This window comes from Ochrovirga pacifica, from assembly GCF_000220525.1.
Taxonomy (GTDB): domain Bacteria; phylum Bacteroidota; class Bacteroidia; order Flavobacteriales; family Flavobacteriaceae; genus Ochrovirga; species Ochrovirga pacifica.
Window position 1 is genome coordinate 26,008 of sequence record NZ_AFPK01000016.1, and the last position, 16,039, is coordinate 42,046.

Below are 16,039 nucleotides of genomic sequence, written 5' to 3' on the forward strand. Positions count from 1 at the left end.
GCAAAAGCTAAAAAAGCTGTATCAAAAAGTCATAATAGTAATTCAACAGACTAATACCTACCAAAATTGCAACAGAAATTAACAAAGGACTCCACACTGCTTTAGCTTCATACATCTGTTCCTTGCCTATGTGTTTGTTCCAGAAATAAGAAATCAACACCATACTCCCCAAAACATTCCAAATCAAATCAAACCAAACAGACAGGTTCAACAAATTATCAACTACAATACAAATAAGCACATACAAAAACCCAAACAACAACACTCTTTTGGCCATTTTGGGTTGATGAAGTTTCCTAAAGTTAGAAGCCATTAAAAAAGAACCATGAATAGAACTAAAAAAGAAAGAAAAACCTACAATAGCACTTACAGAATACAAGGTAGGAGCATCCAATTCTTCAAACACAGACACCTCATCTTCTGAGTCCTGTAAACCTACACTATTTGCAACAAGCACTGGGTTTTGTTTTGCTGCTTTTTGTTGATGAGCTAACAACTCCTCGGCAGCTTGCTTTCGTTCTTCTAACAGCGCAACAGCCACCTGCCTTGCTTTTTCTACATAGGTTTTAGAATCGGCAACAATAAGCTCCAATTCCTCCGTTGTTTTCTCTCTATATGTTTTCTCTAACTTAGCATTCATAAGCAATGTTTTGCAACACCTAAATCTACCTAATTTACCTTACACCCCCAATCTTCTATTGCATTTTTAGTATATTCGTTTTACGGATTCATTACAAAACATACCATGATCAAATTCAAATTCGTTTTTTTTCTTTTTTGTTTAGCCTTTGGCTTTAGCAAAGCACAAAACAAACTCAACCCCTACCCTGCTGTACTTATTCCAGAACGTTTTTCTTTTCAAGACGAACCTAATGAGTACAACATCAATCAAATCCTAAAATCTAGCTTAAGCAAATACGGATTTCAAGCGTTTATCAACGGAGAAGACATTCCAGATGACTTAGATCCTTGTGAAATCCTCCGTTTAGAAATGGAAAAAAAGGGACTGCTAACCAATAAAATCAAACTTATTTTTAGCAACTGCTACGGGCAAACCGTTTACACCAGTATTGTAGGACAAAGCAGAATCAAAGAGTTTCAGCCTAGCTACTACGAAGCCATTGGCCTAGCACTTAAAGATCCCAACATTACCCAACACAAATACGTGGCCGGAAGTGTGCCTACAAAACCTAAAAAACCAACCGCAACCCAACCTAAAAAACCGGAGCCTGTAGCTTTACCTACACCCAATACCGATGCTATTGTGCTAGAGCTCAGAGGGCAAAAATACAAGCTGTCTGCAACGTCTGCTACCTCATACAACATCTATAAAGACAACCAACACATAGGAACTCTAAAAAAACAACAAGGCACCAACTACAAAGTAAATGCAGGAGCTTTAACAGGGGCTGGCCATTTCGACGATTTTGGAAATTTTGTCCTAACCAGAGTCAATCCTGCCAACCAAGCCATCATCAAAGACACCTTGGTCAGAGTCTATTAATCCCAATACCAAAACATCAATTCTTTTCACAGCTCAACCTTTGGTTGGGCTGTTTGTTTTTAGTTAATACATCAACACAATAAGCGTTTTATTGTATATAAAAACAAAAACACGTATACTTCACAAACAATTCAGACCAATTCAATAAAACCATGATAAACAACAACGCTATTCAACCTAAAAACAAGCAACAAAACCCCAAAAAACCCAACATCAAACACCTACAAAACACAAAAACTAACATTTAATAATAAAATCGTATATTTATTGCTATTAATTCAAAAAAAATAGCATATGAGCCATCAGTATGAAACAGGAAACGCAAAAAATGTAGCAAATTTTCAAAAACTCATCAAACAAATTACCTTGTTCACAGACTACAACCCCTCTATTTCTAGCTTAACACTCGAAAACTTAAACACACTCTACACAACCGGACACACAAGCATTACAGAGTTGTTAACAGCAAGAAATGCCAACAAAGTAGCCAAACACAAAAGACAGCAAGACTACGAAAACCTAAAACCGCTTTGCACAAAAGTCATCAACCTACTAGAAATTCTAGGGCTTAACAAAGGAGATTTAGACCAAGCCAAGTCTTTAAACAACAGCATTCAAGGCTACAGAAAAAAGAAAACCACCACCGACAGCAATCAAGAAGAAGAACACAAATCCATTTCTACTTCTAGACAGTCTTACACTCAAAAAGCAGAAAATTTTACCAAACTCATACAACTGCTTACCACCATTCCTAGCTACAACCCAAATCCCGAAGATTTAAAACTAGCCAGTCTAACAGCATACAGAGATATTTTGGTAAGCAACACCCTAACGGTAGACCAAACAGAAGCTGCACAAAACGTAAAGCTTATAAACAGAAACAACATTCTTTATACCGAAGGTACCGGACTATACACCATTGCCCAAAACGTAAAAAAATACATCAAAAGTATTTACGGAGCAAACTCTGCCGAATACAGCAAAATAGCCAAAATCAAATTCACAACCCCATAAGTTCTTCACGTACTTATCAAAAAACAAACACCAAAAACAGGAGTCCAAAACGGACTCCTGTTTTAATAATATACCATCCCGTTACAACATATAACTATACTGTTTTAATATAATCCCGTCCTGCTACAACATATTGCTGTCCTGTTCTAGCATAATGCCATCCCGCTACAACATACTGCTATCCTGTTCTAACACAATCCCATCCCGCTATAACATATTGCTATCCTGTTATAACATAATGCCATCCCGCTACAACATATTGCTGTCCTGTTCTAACATAATACCATCCCGCTACAACATATTGATATCCTGTTCTAACACAATCCCATCCTATAACAATAACACTGTCCCAACCAACAAACAAAAAGGATTCAACCCTAAAGTCAAATCCTTTTGCATATACATTATAAAGTCCTACAGTATTATTTCTATTTCTCTGCAGTCTATCCTTATTGGATAAATAAAAATTCTTGTATTAAAATTCTCTCACCACACCTTCTTTTATTCAACTGCTACCTCCGAAAAGAAAATTTGTCTTCCTTTTTCTAAAACCAAAGCATCTCCCTTAAAAGTTACAGTACCTTGTTCTTTAAGATCTGTGCTAGAAGCCCCAATTTTAAAAGTATAGTCTCCTGGTGCAACCACCCATTGTTGCTGTTTGTACTGCACCAATTGTGTTGGCGATACCCTAAAAACAATTTGCTTCTTCTCTCCTTTCTTTAAAAACACTCTTTTAAAACCTTTTAATTGTATGGGTTTAATTTCCAAATTTTGGCTAGCAGGAGACACGTACAACTGTACAATTTCAGTTCCATCTCTCTTCCCTGTGTTTTCTACAGTAACTGCCACCTCAAAACGTTCTTCTGTAAGGGCTATCTTGCTAGGCAATTTTAAATCTTTATACGCAAAAGACGTGTAAGACAATCCATACCCAAAAGGATACAAGGGCAAATCCTCTTCCGCATAGCCATTTTGATAATTCACTTCTTTACGTTCCTCAGAATTTGGATAGGTAACGCATAGTTTCCCAGACGGATTCTTGTTTCCTAACAAAATATCGGCCAATGCATTCCCTCCTTCTTCTCCAAGAAACCAAGCATTTACAATTGCAGCACACCTTCCTTCTAGCTTAGCAATCACTTGCTGACGTCCACCAAACAATACCAAAATTACAGGTTTTCCTGTAGCCAATAGTTTTTCTACAAAAGCTTCCTGATCTCCTGGCAAACCTATTCCTTTTCTGCTTCTTCCTTCTCCGTTCAGCGATATGTTTTCTCCCATAGCAGCAATCACAACGTCACTTTCTTGGGCAATGGCAAGGGCTCTTTTTAGGTTGGGTTGTGGCAAACCTGTTACGGTCAATAGTTTCAACTTTTCCAAACGGCTGTCTCCAAACCCACTTTTATCAATCTTAGCTTCCAAATCGGCACTCCAATCGCATCCTCTTTCGTGCAACAGGGTTACTTTTTTAGGCAAACGGTTTTCCAAACCTTGCTTTAAGGTAATCAGTTTAGGGTTATTTGGGTCATAAGCTTCATTTTTCCAAAAAGCTCGCATCGCTTGGTAGGTATAATCTCCCAATAGTCCTTGCGTAGTGGCTGCATTGGGGCCTACCAATGCAATTTTTTTCACTTTTTTGGTCAAAGGCAATACTCCATTATTCTTAAGCAAAACAATAGACTGCACTGCCGATTCATAAGCCAACTTTCTTCCTTCTTTTCCATCAAAGTCTAAGTCTCCATCTACACCAATGGCAGGAGCTTTATCCAACAAGCCCAAACGTGCTTTCATTAACAAAGACCTTCTTACCGATTTGTTGATAACTGCTTCGGTTACCAACCCTTTTTCCAACGCTTTTTTTAGCAAAGGGTATGTTTTTGGTGAGGATAGTTCCAAATCTACTCCTGCATGAATAGCCATCGCTCCTGCTGTCATAAAATCGGGAGCTTGTTTGTATTTTTTATACACCATATTGATAGCTCCATAATCACTAACCACCAAACCGTCAAAACCAATTTCTCTTCGCAACATCCTTTTCAACATGGTTGGGTTTACAGAAATCGGTAACGATTGATAAACTCCATAAGAAGGCATTACACTTTTTGCTCCTGCTACCTTAATACATGCTTCATGCGGCATTAAGTATTCTTCGTACAAAACTTTTTCATCATCGTTTTTAGTTCCGTAACCTGCAAAGTGCTTTACCGTAGCAGCCACACCTGTTTTTAGGTCATCGCCTTGCAAACCTTGCACAAAAGCTACTCCTAATCTAGAGGTCAAATATGCATCTTCTCCATAACTTTCCTGATGCCTATTCCAGTGTGCCGTTCTGCTTAAATCTAACATAGGCGACAATGCAAAGGTTGCTCCAACAGCCCTCATGTTTTTTGCGGTGTTCTGTGTATTCTTTTCAATCAACTCTGGGTTCCAAGTACATCCCATTCCTATTTGTTGCGGAAACGTAGTGGCTCCTTGCGTAGCAAAACCTGTAATAGCTTCTTCATGAAAAATAGCTGGAATTTTCAATCGAGTCTTTGTCATCAAATAGTGCTGTACCTCTCGTACCAAATCTCGTAAAGCTTCGGGCTCTAGGGCTTGCCCAGTAGAAAACTGACAAAAATGTCCTATTCCATAAGGGATATGTTCTTCAAATTTAGAGGGAGAAAATTTTCCATCTTCCATAATTTCTCGCAACCTTGTTCCCGTAATTTGTGCCAACTTCTCATCCAAAGTCATTTCAGACAGCAAAGCCTCTACTTTTGCTATAGCTTGGGGGGTAGCCAATGGCAAAACTTCTTTCTTTTGTGCAAAAAAAGCACTGTTGATAAACAGTGCTCCTAAAATGATTATTTTTTTCATCTTACTTTTTTATGTTTGAATAATGAGTTCCTCTAATAGCTTCAAACTTTTTCAACAATTTTTTAACCGTACGTGGGTTTGCTTTGGCAACGTTATTTTGTTCTCCAGTATCTTTTGTTACATTATACAATTGCATTTCTTCTAAAATACCCGTTTCTACCAAAGAGTGCCAACTTAAACTTGCTCCTTTATAAGGAGGAATCAAAGCCCAATTTCCTGTTCTATACCAAGTTTTTCCTCCTGCTTCTAATACCAATTCTTTACGTGCTTTGTTAGATTTTCCTAGCAAAGCAGGCAAAACGTTTTCACTATCTGTAGCAGCAGCTTTTTCACCCACCAATGCAGCCATAGAAGCCAACAAATCCATTTGACAAACCAAAGCATCCGATACCTTTGGGGCAATAGTTCCTTTCCAATACACCATAAAAGGAACTCGGGTTCCCCCATCAAACAAACTATACTTACCTCCTCTTAGCTTTCCTGCTGGTGTGTGGTCTCCTAGTTTCTGAATGGCATCATCGTAATAACCATCTTGTAATACAGGACCATTATCACTAGAAAAAACAATCAATGTGTTTTCTAAAACACCTTCTTCTTCTAAGGTTTTCATAAATTGACCAATCACCCAGTCTGCTTCTAAAATTACATCTCCTCTAGGTCCCATCCCAGACTTTCCTACAAATCTTGGATGCGGAGTTCTTGGTACATGGGGTTGTTGCAAAGCATAATACAAAAAGAAAGGTTCTTTTTTGTTGTTCTTTACGTATGCCTGTGCTTTTTTCAAGAAATGATCGGCCATGTCTGTGTCTGTCCACTTTGCTGCTGCTCCACCTTTCATGTAACCAATTCTAGGAATTCCATTCACAATGCTGTTGTTGTGCCCATGATGCCACTTCATGGTAGTCAATTCAGGATTGTCTTCTCCTGTAGGCTCTCCTTCAAAATTTTTACGGTAGCTTACCTCAATAGGATCTTTAGGATCCAACCCATCTACCTTGTCATTATCTATATATACCGTAGGCACACGATCCTGAGTTGCTGCTAAAATGTAAGAATAGTCAAACCCAACTTGCCTTGGGCCTGGAGTAATGTCTGCATTCCAATCCAAATTACCATCTCCCAAACCTAAATGCCATTTACCTACAATCCCTGTAGTATATCCCGCTCTTTTCAACATCTTAGGCAAAGTCTCTTGACTTGTAGAAATAATCAAGGGTGCCGATCCTGGTAATATTTTTGCTTTTTTGTTTCTCCAAGGATAAACTCCCGTTAGCAATCCGTAACGACTAGGGGTACAAGTTGCAGAAGTTGCATACCCATTGGTAAACTTTATTCCCTCATTGGCCAACACGTCCATGTTTGGGGTGTTTAGCTCAGTTGCTCCATAAGCACTTAAATCTCCATAACCCAAATCATCTAAATAAATAACCACTATATTGGGCTTTACAGGATTTTTTCCTACTGCTGCAGCATTCATCACCACAAGGATGGCTGCCATTAAAAATGAAATACTATTTTTTAATTTCATCTACTTAATTTTAAAATTACAAATACACATTTTACGTTCCTTTTTATACAGACAAGCCACTGTAAAGTTTGAACACCCTAAAACTAAGTTTAATCTCGAAACTTAGTTACATGTTATGTTCTTTTTTTGATTACAAATGTTTTCACAGGTAGCATTTTGCAACAAATCAGTAGCAAATCGAGTTTTTTTCTATGATTTGTAAGGTTATTAATCATATGTGCTTCAAAAAAAACTAGTACAACTTGTTATCTTGCGTCCGCATCTTAATTTTGAGTTTGTATTGTAGCGTTCTGTTCTAAACAAACTCGATGCAAGTAAAAATCAAATTATATAGAAAACGCAATTATGAAAAAAATTCAGCTATTTCTCGTTGTGGCAGCAGCCATTTTTAGTGCATGTACACCCGCTAAAGAAGAAAAAATTGAACACCCAAATATTGTTTGGATTACTTCGGAAGACAACTCCAAACATTATTTAAAACTATTTAACGACAATGGTATCGAAACTCCCAACATAGAGGCTTTGGCTTCTCAAGGGGTTATTTTCGACAACGCTTTTTCTAACGCAGCCGTTTGTAGTGCTGCGCGTTCTACTCTTATTTCGGGGGTATATGGACCTAAAGCGGCTTCGCATTATCACAGACGATTGCAAAAAGTACCTATGCCCAACGGTGTAGAAATGTACCCTGCCTACTTAAAACAAGCGGGATATTATACCACCAACTGTTTTAAAGAGGATTACAACATTATCAAATCAGACACCGTATGGGACGATTCTTCCAAAAAAGCAACGTGGAGAAATCGCCAACCCGGACAGCCATTTTTTCATGTGTTCAATATCAATACAACTCACGAAAGCAGAATTCATTTTACCGAAGAGGACTATAAGACTAAAAAAACCAAAGCCAACCCAGACGATTACCGTGTGCAACCCAATCATCCGCAAACCAATTTATTTAAGTTCACCAATGCTTGGTATCGCGACAAAATAACCCAAATGGATAGTGAATTAGGTGCTGTAGTAGAAGAACTTAAAAAAGATGGATTGATGGAAGATACATTTATCTTCTACTTTTCTGATCATGGAGGGGTGTTGCCAGGTAGTAAAGGGTACATTAACGAAACTGGATTAGAAATTCCACTAGTGGTTTACATTCCCGAAAAATACAAACATTTGGTCAACCTAGAAGCAGGAACCCGCAACGATGGTTTTGTAAGCTTTGTTGATTTTGGTGCCACCTTGATGAGCTTAGCTGGTATTGAAATTCCTAAAGGAATAGACGGAAAACCTTTTTTAGGGAAACAAGTAAAAGCTGAAGAATTGTCTAGCAGAAACGAAGTCTTTAGCTACACAGATCGTATGGACGAAAAATACGACATGGTGCGTGGATACAGAATTGGAAAATACAAGTACCTTAGAAACTTTATGCCTATGAATTTTGATGGCTTAATGAACAATTATCGTTACAAACAACTAGCTTATCAAGAGTGGAGCGACTTAAATGCCAGCAACGAATTGACTTCTGTACAGTCTCAGTTCTTTAAACCAAAAGCAGTTGAAGCCTTGTACGATATTGAAAAAGATCCTTTTGAAACCAACAACTTAGCCAAAGACCCAGCATATCATAACAAACTGGTAGAAATGCGCAAAGCATTAGAAAATAAAATGAATGCTATCAACGATCTAGCTTTGTATCCTGAGTTTCACCTAATTCAAAAAGCGTTTGACAACCCTGTAGCCTACGGAAAAAAACACAGCAAAGACATCAAACATTATTTAGAAGTTGCCAACCTAGCGTTATACAACTTTAAAGATGTAAAAAACAAAATTGCCACTTATTTAGACTCTCAAGACCCTTGGGATCGTTATTGGGCAATTAACACCTGTTCTAGTTTTGGATTGACTGCCAAAGAGTTTCAAAATAAGTTAACTACTCTTGCACAAGAAGATCCACAAGCCATAAACAGAGCCAAAGCTGCAGAATTTCTAGGAATTACCGGATTAAAAAATCCTGTTAACTATATATCTCAAGCTCTATACGACACCCAAGACCCTAACGAAGCTTTGTTAATCTTAAATTCTATTGTAGTATTGCAAGATGGTGCACATCATTACAAATTTAATTTAGACAAAAACAAACTAGTTACGGCATCAAAAGAACCTCAAGTAGTAAGAAGATTAGAGTATTTAGGAGTTATAAAATAACATATCAACTTTTTGTTGCCAAAACATCTCATCACTGCCAGTGGTGAGATGTTTTTTTTTAAGACTACATCAAAGGATATACAAGAATATTTACCTAAATTTCATCATCAAAAATAAACAATAGTATGCCCTTACTTTTTTCTTACGGAACCTTACAATTAAAAAAAGTTCAACTTGCTTCTTTTGGAAGAATACTAACTGGCACTAAAGATTCTTTAAAAGGTTATGTATTAAATCAACTTCAAATTACTGATGCTGATGTACTTGCAAAAAGCGAACAAGTTTTTCATCCCATAGCTGAAATTTCTGACAATAAAAACGACCAAATTGATGGAATGCTTTTTGAGGTTACAGATAAAGAATTGGCTCAGGCCGATGCTTACGAAGTAGCAGATTACAAAAGGATAGAAACCCTTTTTGTTTCAGGCAAAAAAGGTTGGATATATATCAAATCATAAATTAAAAATTGAAAAAAATGAGCACATTAAGATTAGGTGACACTGCACCAGACTTTACAGCACAAACTACCGAAGGAGAAATCAACTTTCATGAATGGCTAGGAAATAGTTGGGGAATTTTATTCTCTCATCCATCTGATTACACCCCTGTTTGTACAACAGAATTAGGAACCGTAGCCAAATATACAGAAGAATTTACCAAAAGAAATGTAAAAGTAGCTGCATTGAGTGTTGATGGGGTAGAATCTCATCATGGATGGATTAAAGACATTAACGAAACCCAAAACACCACCGTTAATTTTCCTATTATTGCCGATGAAGACAAAAAAGTTTCGGATTTATACGATATGATTCATCCAAACGCAGACAGTACTTTAACTGTACGTTCGGTTTTTATTATAGACCCAAACAAAAAAGTAAAACTAATAATTGTATACCCAGCATCTACAGGAAGAAATTTTGATGAATTGATTCGTGTAATTGACTCTTTACAATTAACTGCTTATCACAAAGTAGCAACACCTGCTAACTGGAAACACGGAGAAGATGTAGTTATTACTCCTGCAGTAAGCAACGAAGAAATTCCTGACTTATTTCCAAAAGGACACAAAGAGGTAAAACCTTATTTAAGAATAACACCTCAACCTAATATTTAAAATAAGTTTTAGATGATAAAATCTCCATACTTTATAGGTATGGAGATTTTTTATTGTAGTTACACCCCATGAAGGAATCAGAAAACATAGTAATTGTAGGAGCAGGATTGGCTGGACTTACTTTAGGATATTATTTAAGCCAACATAACGTTCCCTACACAATAATTGAAAGCAATAACCGTATAGGTGGTAGAATTTACACAGATGAATCTTATGGTGAAGCCCCTGTTGAACTTGGTGCTACATGGTTTGGGAAACAACACACAGAGCTTCAAAAACTACTTAAAGAACTCCATTTGCCTTGGTTTGAACAAATTTTAGGAGACAAAGCCATCTACGAACCTATATCTACTAGCCCACCTATGATGGTTGACTTGCCCAAAAACAACGATCCAAGTTTTAGAATTCAGGGAGGAACGCAACAACTTATTAAAGCATTGCTAAATTTTATTCCCAAAAACGCACTTGTAACAAACTGCCAAGTAACAGCTATAAGCTTTGAGCAAGACAATGTTCAAATAAAAACTAACAAAGGCCATATTTCTGCAAAAAAAGTAGTGAGTACCTTACCTCCAAATTTAATGGCAAATACTATTACAATCACCCCTCCTCTTAATAAAAACTTACTTGAAAAAGCAAGAAATACACAAACCTGGATGGGAGAATCTATTAAAATTGCATTGACTTACAATCAACCCTTTTGGAGAAAAGAAAACTTAAGCGGTACGCTGTTTAGCAATGTTGGCCCCATCTCTGAGCTTTATGATCATGCAAACGCTAAAGACAATTTATACGCTCTAAAAGGTTTTTTAAACGGTGTTTATTATAACAAGACCAAAGCAGAAAGACAAATCATTGTATTGAATCAACTAGAACGTTATTACGGCCTGCAAATACACAACTATGTAAACTATAAAGAAAAAGTCTGGAGAAACGATACACATACCTTTGTACCACACAAAGAATTGGTTTGGCCACATCAGCATCATGGAGATGAGAGTTATCAAAAAAGTTATTATCAACAAAAATTCTGGATGATTGGCACAGAAACCTCTCCACAATTCGGAGGTTATATGGAAGGAGCTGTTCGTAGTGCACAACGTTGTTTTGGTGAAATTAGCCTTTAATTATCACCAACTAGCTTATTAAATTTACAATCTTGTACTTTTATTTAATCTGTTATATGTTGCCATAATAGGTAACAGGTTGATTAAAAACACACTACTGAATACACGACAAATGATAACCTTTTTTTAACACATCACAAAAAACAACATACAACTCATAATCAAACAGTTAAGTCTAAATGTTTTTTTAATTAGTTATCCATACTACTAAAGTATTACTATTACTTTTTTAACATAAATTATTTTTGATTCGAAACAAATGTTATTTATAATCTAAAAAAAAATTGATCATGTTAAAAAATTACTTCTTTAATTTATTACGTAAAAAAAATATATTTTTTGTAATAATTACAATGATTTACTTCAAATCATTTGCTGCTCCTGTTGTTCATATAGCACCAACTCTTACAGGAATATCAAATGATTCAGGTATTAACACCACAGACTTTATAACAAATGACACAACCCCAGTATTATTTGGAAAAGCCGAACCTTTAAGTGTTATTACAATAGAAATTAACGGATTATCTACATCGTTATTCAATGGAAGCGTTGTAACAAATTCGGACGGTGACTTTTCTTTTGACTTTGAAGAAGTAGGATTTGCAGAGCTATCTGATGGGACTTTTAATATTATAGTTGAATCTACACATAATGGAAATACTACAAAATCTGATTCTCAAACCATTACACTAGACACAAAATCTCCCGAGATTGAATCTTGTGTTCTTATAGGCTCTCCTAGCTTTAGACAAAGCTCAATTAGTTTTTTGGTTAGTTTTAATGAATCGTCTAGAAATATATCAACTGATGATTTTGAGTTAATCACTACTAATACTGTAAGAGCAAATATTGCTTCGGTGTCACCAAACTTAGGAGTAGGGAATAGTATTGTAGTAAATGTAGATATTACGAACCCAAATGATGATGAAGGGACGATTAAACTAAAATTAAAAGAAAACACGAATATACAAGATACAGCTGGTAATGGTAATGGTACAAATGGTTATGTTTTATCTTCATCTTCTAGCGACACCTATTATTTATCAGAAACAACTTTAAGCTCTTCAGAAAATTTAAATGAGTCTTTTAAAATAACTCACGATTATGATACATTAACCATTAGCAGTAATGACGATATTGATATGGTTTTAATTTATGATGTTTTTGGTAAGCTCATCATTCAAACCAAAAAAACAACAATCAATACCTCCTTCCTTACAAGCGGAATTTACATTATTAGCATAAAGAAACACAAACAAATAATTAATAAAAAAATGTTTATTTAAAAAATAGCTATAAAACTCTTTTTAATTCAAACTCTATGATTAGATTCATAGAGTTTTTTTTTAACCTTAAATTTGAATTTAGTTAATTATGCTAACCTTAAAAAAAGTACACCACATAGCCATTATCTGTTCCAATTATCATAAATCTAAAGCGTTTTACACAGAGCTTTTGGGTTTAGAAATTATTCAAGAAATATATCGGAAAGAAAGAGACTCCTATAAACTAGATTTAAGCCTAAACGGAACTTATATTATTGAATTGTTTTCTTTTCCTAATCCACCCAAACGAGCCTCTAGACCAGAATCCACAGGTTTAAGACATTTGGCATTTCAGGTAAATGACATCGAAACAAACGTTGCTGTGTTACAACAACAGGGGGTTGTTGTTGAAGCTATACGAATTGATCCACATACCGGTAAAAAATTCACTTTTTTTGCAGATCCAGATGGACTACCCTTGGAGCTATACGAACAATAAACACTTTATTGCACAATAACTCTTGTTAAAATTCTTAATAGTTAATACAGTTCAAATATCTATCAAATAGAGTGTAGCAATATTGGGGAATAAATGATAGAATTGTATCTTTTAAAAAAACAATTTATACAAATGGACTATCCGTTTGTTTTCCTCTTAACAAATCATGAAAAACAACGAAGATTTACAAATTAAGGAGCAAGCAAATTATGCAGCTGGGATTAAAGCGGTGTACATTTCTCTACAACAGATTTTAAGCCGTATGTCGGTTAAAAATTCGTTTAACGTGTTACAAAAACTCAACCAAAAAAAGGGAGTAGATTGCCCTGGATGTGCTTGGCCAGACCCAGATCATCGTTCTAAACTGGGTGAATTTTGTGAAAATGGTGTTAAAGCCATTGCCGAAGAAGCAATGGAAAGACAAGCAAACCCTGAATTCTTTGCTAAATATACCATTGATGAACTTAAAGCTAAAAGCGATTATTGGTTAGGACAACAAGGGAGACTGACACATCCAATGGTGCTAAGACCAGGAGCTAAAAACTACACTCCTATTTCGTGGAGTGAAGCCAATCAAATTATAGCCAAAGAACTAAACGCATTAGATGATCCAGATCAAGCTGCTTTTTACACTTCGGGAAGAACCAGTAATGAAGCTGCTTTTTTATATCAGTTGTTTGTACGAATGTATGGAACCAACAATTTACCCGATTGTTCAAATATGTGTCATGAATCTAGCGGAGTAGCCTTGTCTAAAACTGTAGGAATAGGAAAAGGGTCGGTAACGTTAAATGACTTTTACAAAGCTGAATTGATTTTAATTTTTGGTCAAAATCCCGCTACAAATCATCCTAGAATGTTAGCCGCTTTAGAAAAAGCAAAAAAGAATGGAGCAAAAGTAGTCGCTATCAATCCATTAAAAGAGGCTGGTCTTATTAATTTTAAAAACCCTCAAGATCCAATAAAAGCTTTTACAGGAGTAGATATTGCCGATTTGTACTTGCAAATAAAGATAAACGAAGATGTTGCTTTACTAAAAGCTGTCATGTTTAAATTATTTCAAAAAGCTGAACATCAACCTGAAATTTTAAATCAAGATTTCATCAACCAAAAAACAGAAGGATTTGTAGCTTTTAAGAATGAGATTTTAACACATAATTTAGCTTCCCTTATTCAACGTACAGGCCTTTTAGAAGACGATATTGACCTATTGGTAGATTTGATTGCTAAAAGAGAACGAATTATTGCTTGTTGGGGAATGGGTTTGACACAACATGTAAATGGTGTAGACAATATTCAAGAAGTAGTGAATTTACTATTGATGAAAGGAAGTATTGCCAAAGATGGAGCAGGAACTTGTCCGGTACGTGGTCACAGCAACGTTCAGGGAGACAGAACCATGGGAATTGCTGAAAAACCTAGCAAAGAACTTTTAGATAAAATCAGTGAAAATTTCGGATTTACTCCACCTAAGAAACACGGATATTCTGTAGTAGATGCTATAGAAGCCATGTACAAAGGAGAAGCCAAAGTATTTGTTGGAATGGGAGGAAACTTCTTATCGGCTGCTCCTGACACCAATTACACCACACAAGCTTTAAATAATTGTAATTTAACAGCACATATATCTACCAAACTTAATCGTTCGCATTTAACTCCAGGTAAAACTGCCTTAATTTTACCTTCGATGGGAAGAACAGATAAATTTGTAAAAAACGGAAAAGAACAATTTATAACTGTAGAAAACTCTATGGGAGTGGTGCATTCTAGCAAAGGAATGCTAACACCTCCTTCTGAATTTGTTGAGAGCGAGCCCGTAATTGTAGCCAACATTGCTAAAGCAACTCTAAAACAAAACAAGGTTGATTGGGATCATTTAACTGAAGACTATAACAACATCCGAGATTTGATTGAAAAAACCATTGCAGGATTTGAAAACTACAACAAACGTGTAGAGCAACCTATTGGGTTTGAATTGCCAAATGGTTCTAGATCTGGTAATTTTACCACTCCTAACAAAAAAGCCAATTTTACGGTAAACAAACTCAATCAAATTAAGATAGAACCCAATGAATTTTTGATGATGACCACACGAAGTCACGATCAGTTTAATACAACCATTTATGGTTTGGACGATCGATACAGAGGTGTTTACAATGGTAGAATGGTTGTTTTTATGAACGAAGATGATATGAAAAAAAATAAGCTTACGAAGGGAGACTTGATAAGCTTGTATAATAATTATGATGGTGTTTTAAGACAAGTAGACAATTTTGCTGTAGTTCCTTATCAGATTCCTAAGGGATGCCTAGCTACATATTATCCAGAATCAAATCCTTTGGTTCCTATCAACTTAACAGCACATTTAAGTCACACACCTTCATCAAAATCAGTAAAAGTGAAAATAAAAACTACGGAAAGACACAGTGCGTGATTTCGGAAAAAAGAATAACAATTCCCTACCTTTGTTGTAGGTTTAGTTTACCGCACTTTTAGTTTTATTTTATACCCCACTAAAAACCCCTCATCCCATGAGAGGTTTTTTTTTGCTCTACATTTTTTTTCTTTTTTAAAAAACTACTAAAAAACACAGTGTGTGATTACTCAAAAGAAAGAAAATACAGTCTATCTTTACTGATGTTTAGTTTTAAAGTATTTTAAATTGCACTCTACCCCTTGTAAAACCTCTTATAAATCTTGTAAGAGGTTTTATTATGCAAAAAAATAGGAAAACTACGTAAAGACACAGGTAAGTTTTTTAGTAAAAATTAAACATCCTTTTTATATTTACAATAGCTACCCCATTTTGTATACCCCTAATAAAAAAACTCATTATTTAATAATAGAGTTTTTTGTTGAAACTTAATCAAAAACAGCAAAAAATACCGACAAACATATGTTATCGGATTTCTATTTTAAGT

At 35.6% G+C, this 16,039-nt stretch carries 12 protein-coding genes; 9 read left to right on the forward strand and 3 right to left on the reverse strand.

Annotated elements, in window-relative coordinates:
• Nucleotides 1–7: 7 nt before the first annotated feature.
• The gene (locus FS85_RS0102690) at nucleotides 8–640 is read right to left on the reverse strand and encodes a hypothetical protein (protein ID WP_010134467.1); all 633 of its coding nucleotides are present in this window, start codon (nucleotides 638–640) and stop codon (nucleotides 8–10) included.
• A 105-nt stretch (nucleotides 641–745) separates the two neighbouring features.
• On the opposite strand from FS85_RS0102690, the gene FS85_RS0102695 reads away from it, so the two are divergent.
• Nucleotides 746–1,504 (forward strand): hypothetical protein, encoded by a 759-nt coding sequence (locus tag FS85_RS0102695; RefSeq protein ID WP_010134468.1) that lies wholly within the window; start codon nucleotides 746–748, stop codon nucleotides 1,502–1,504.
• A 294-nt stretch (nucleotides 1,505–1,798) separates the two neighbouring features.
• Nucleotides 1,799–2,518, forward strand: coding sequence for a hypothetical protein (locus FS85_RS0102705; RefSeq protein WP_010134469.1), 720 nt, complete (start codon nucleotides 1,799–1,801; stop codon nucleotides 2,516–2,518).
• A gap of 501 nt (nucleotides 2,519–3,019) precedes the next feature.
• On the opposite strand, the gene FS85_RS15000 is transcribed toward FS85_RS0102705, so the two are convergent.
• Both FS85_RS15000 and FS85_RS0102720 read right to left on the reverse strand, forming a co-directional pair.
• A complete protein-coding gene (locus FS85_RS15000) occupies nucleotides 3,020–5,377 on the reverse strand; it encodes a glycoside hydrolase family 3 N-terminal domain-containing protein (protein ID WP_010134470.1) in 2,358 nt (785 codons plus the stop codon).
• Nucleotide 5,378: 1 nt separating this feature from the next.
• Nucleotides 5,379–6,875 carry a sulfatase family protein gene (locus FS85_RS0102720; RefSeq protein WP_010134471.1) on the reverse strand — a complete coding sequence of 499 codons (1,497 nt, stop codon included), beginning with the start codon at nucleotides 6,873–6,875 and terminating at the stop codon, nucleotides 5,379–5,381.
• Nucleotides 6,876–7,250: 375 nt separating this feature from the next.
• Here FS85_RS0102720 and FS85_RS0102725 point away from each other — a divergent pair, with 375 nt between their 5' ends.
• From FS85_RS0102725 to FS85_RS0102755, 7 genes are all read left to right on the forward strand, one after another.
• Nucleotides 7,251–9,110: a sulfatase family protein gene (locus tag FS85_RS0102725; RefSeq protein WP_010134472.1), complete on the forward strand. Its 1,860-nt coding sequence runs from the start codon at nucleotides 7,251–7,253 to the stop codon at nucleotides 9,108–9,110.
• A gap of 125 nt (nucleotides 9,111–9,235) precedes the next feature.
• Complete coding sequence (locus tag FS85_RS0102730) at nucleotides 9,236–9,568, forward strand: gamma-glutamylcyclotransferase family protein (protein ID WP_010134473.1); 333 nt, start codon at nucleotides 9,236–9,238, stop codon at nucleotides 9,566–9,568.
• Between the two features lie 17 nt (nucleotides 9,569–9,585).
• Nucleotides 9,586–10,224 carry a peroxiredoxin gene (locus tag FS85_RS0102735; protein WP_010134474.1) on the forward strand — a complete coding sequence of 213 codons (639 nt, stop codon included), beginning with the start codon at nucleotides 9,586–9,588 and terminating at the stop codon, nucleotides 10,222–10,224.
• Between the two features lie 68 nt (nucleotides 10,225–10,292).
• Nucleotides 10,293–11,351, forward strand: a complete 1,059-nt coding sequence (locus FS85_RS0102740; protein ID WP_010134475.1) for a flavin monoamine oxidase family protein — start codon at nucleotides 10,293–10,295, stop codon at nucleotides 11,349–11,351.
• A gap of 353 nt (nucleotides 11,352–11,704) precedes the next feature.
• Nucleotides 11,705–12,640 carry an Ig-like domain-containing protein gene (locus FS85_RS0102745; RefSeq protein WP_029489219.1) on the forward strand — a complete coding sequence of 312 codons (936 nt, stop codon included), beginning with the start codon at nucleotides 11,705–11,707 and terminating at the stop codon, nucleotides 12,638–12,640.
• An 88-nt stretch (nucleotides 12,641–12,728) separates the two neighbouring features.
• Entirely contained in the window at nucleotides 12,729–13,118 is a 390-nt protein-coding gene (gene gloA2, locus FS85_RS0102750) for an SMU1112c/YaeR family gloxylase I-like metalloprotein (RefSeq protein ID WP_010134477.1), read from the forward strand.
• A gap of 166 nt (nucleotides 13,119–13,284) precedes the next feature.
• Complete coding sequence (locus FS85_RS0102755) at nucleotides 13,285–15,552, forward strand: FdhF/YdeP family oxidoreductase (RefSeq protein ID WP_010134478.1); 2,268 nt, start codon at nucleotides 13,285–13,287, stop codon at nucleotides 15,550–15,552.
• Nucleotides 15,553–16,039 lie beyond the last annotated feature (487 nt).

What these genes read in the sequence shown, in the direction of transcription:
- FS85_RS0102690 (WP_010134467.1), bottom strand. Translation starts at nt 640, where the DNA reads ATGAATGCTAAGTTAGAGAAAACATATAGAGAGAAAACAACGGAGGAA.
- FS85_RS0102695 (WP_010134468.1), top strand. Translation starts at nt 746, where the DNA reads ATGATCAAATTCAAATTCGTTTTTTTTCTTTTTTGTTTAGCCTTTGGC.
- FS85_RS0102705 (WP_010134469.1), top strand. Translation starts at nt 1,799, where the DNA reads ATGAGCCATCAGTATGAAACAGGAAACGCAAAAAATGTAGCAAATTTT.
- FS85_RS15000 (WP_010134470.1), bottom strand. Translation starts at nt 5,377, where the DNA reads ATGAAAAAAATAATCATTTTAGGAGCACTGTTTATCAACAGTGCTTTT.
- FS85_RS0102720 (WP_010134471.1), bottom strand. Translation starts at nt 6,875, where the DNA reads ATGGCAGCCATCCTTGTGGTGATGAATGCTGCAGCAGTAGGAAAAAAT.
- FS85_RS0102725 (WP_010134472.1), top strand. Translation starts at nt 7,251, where the DNA reads ATGAAAAAAATTCAGCTATTTCTCGTTGTGGCAGCAGCCATTTTTAGT.
- FS85_RS0102730 (WP_010134473.1), top strand. Translation starts at nt 9,236, where the DNA reads ATGCCCTTACTTTTTTCTTACGGAACCTTACAATTAAAAAAAGTTCAA.
- FS85_RS0102735 (WP_010134474.1), top strand. Translation starts at nt 9,586, where the DNA reads ATGAGCACATTAAGATTAGGTGACACTGCACCAGACTTTACAGCACAA.
- FS85_RS0102740 (WP_010134475.1), top strand. Translation starts at nt 10,293, where the DNA reads ATGAAGGAATCAGAAAACATAGTAATTGTAGGAGCAGGATTGGCTGGA.
- FS85_RS0102745 (WP_029489219.1), top strand. Translation starts at nt 11,705, where the DNA reads ATGATTTACTTCAAATCATTTGCTGCTCCTGTTGTTCATATAGCACCA.
- gloA2 (WP_010134477.1), top strand. Translation starts at nt 12,729, where the DNA reads ATGCTAACCTTAAAAAAAGTACACCACATAGCCATTATCTGTTCCAAT.
- FS85_RS0102755 (WP_010134478.1), top strand. Translation starts at nt 13,285, where the DNA reads ATGAAAAACAACGAAGATTTACAAATTAAGGAGCAAGCAAATTATGCA.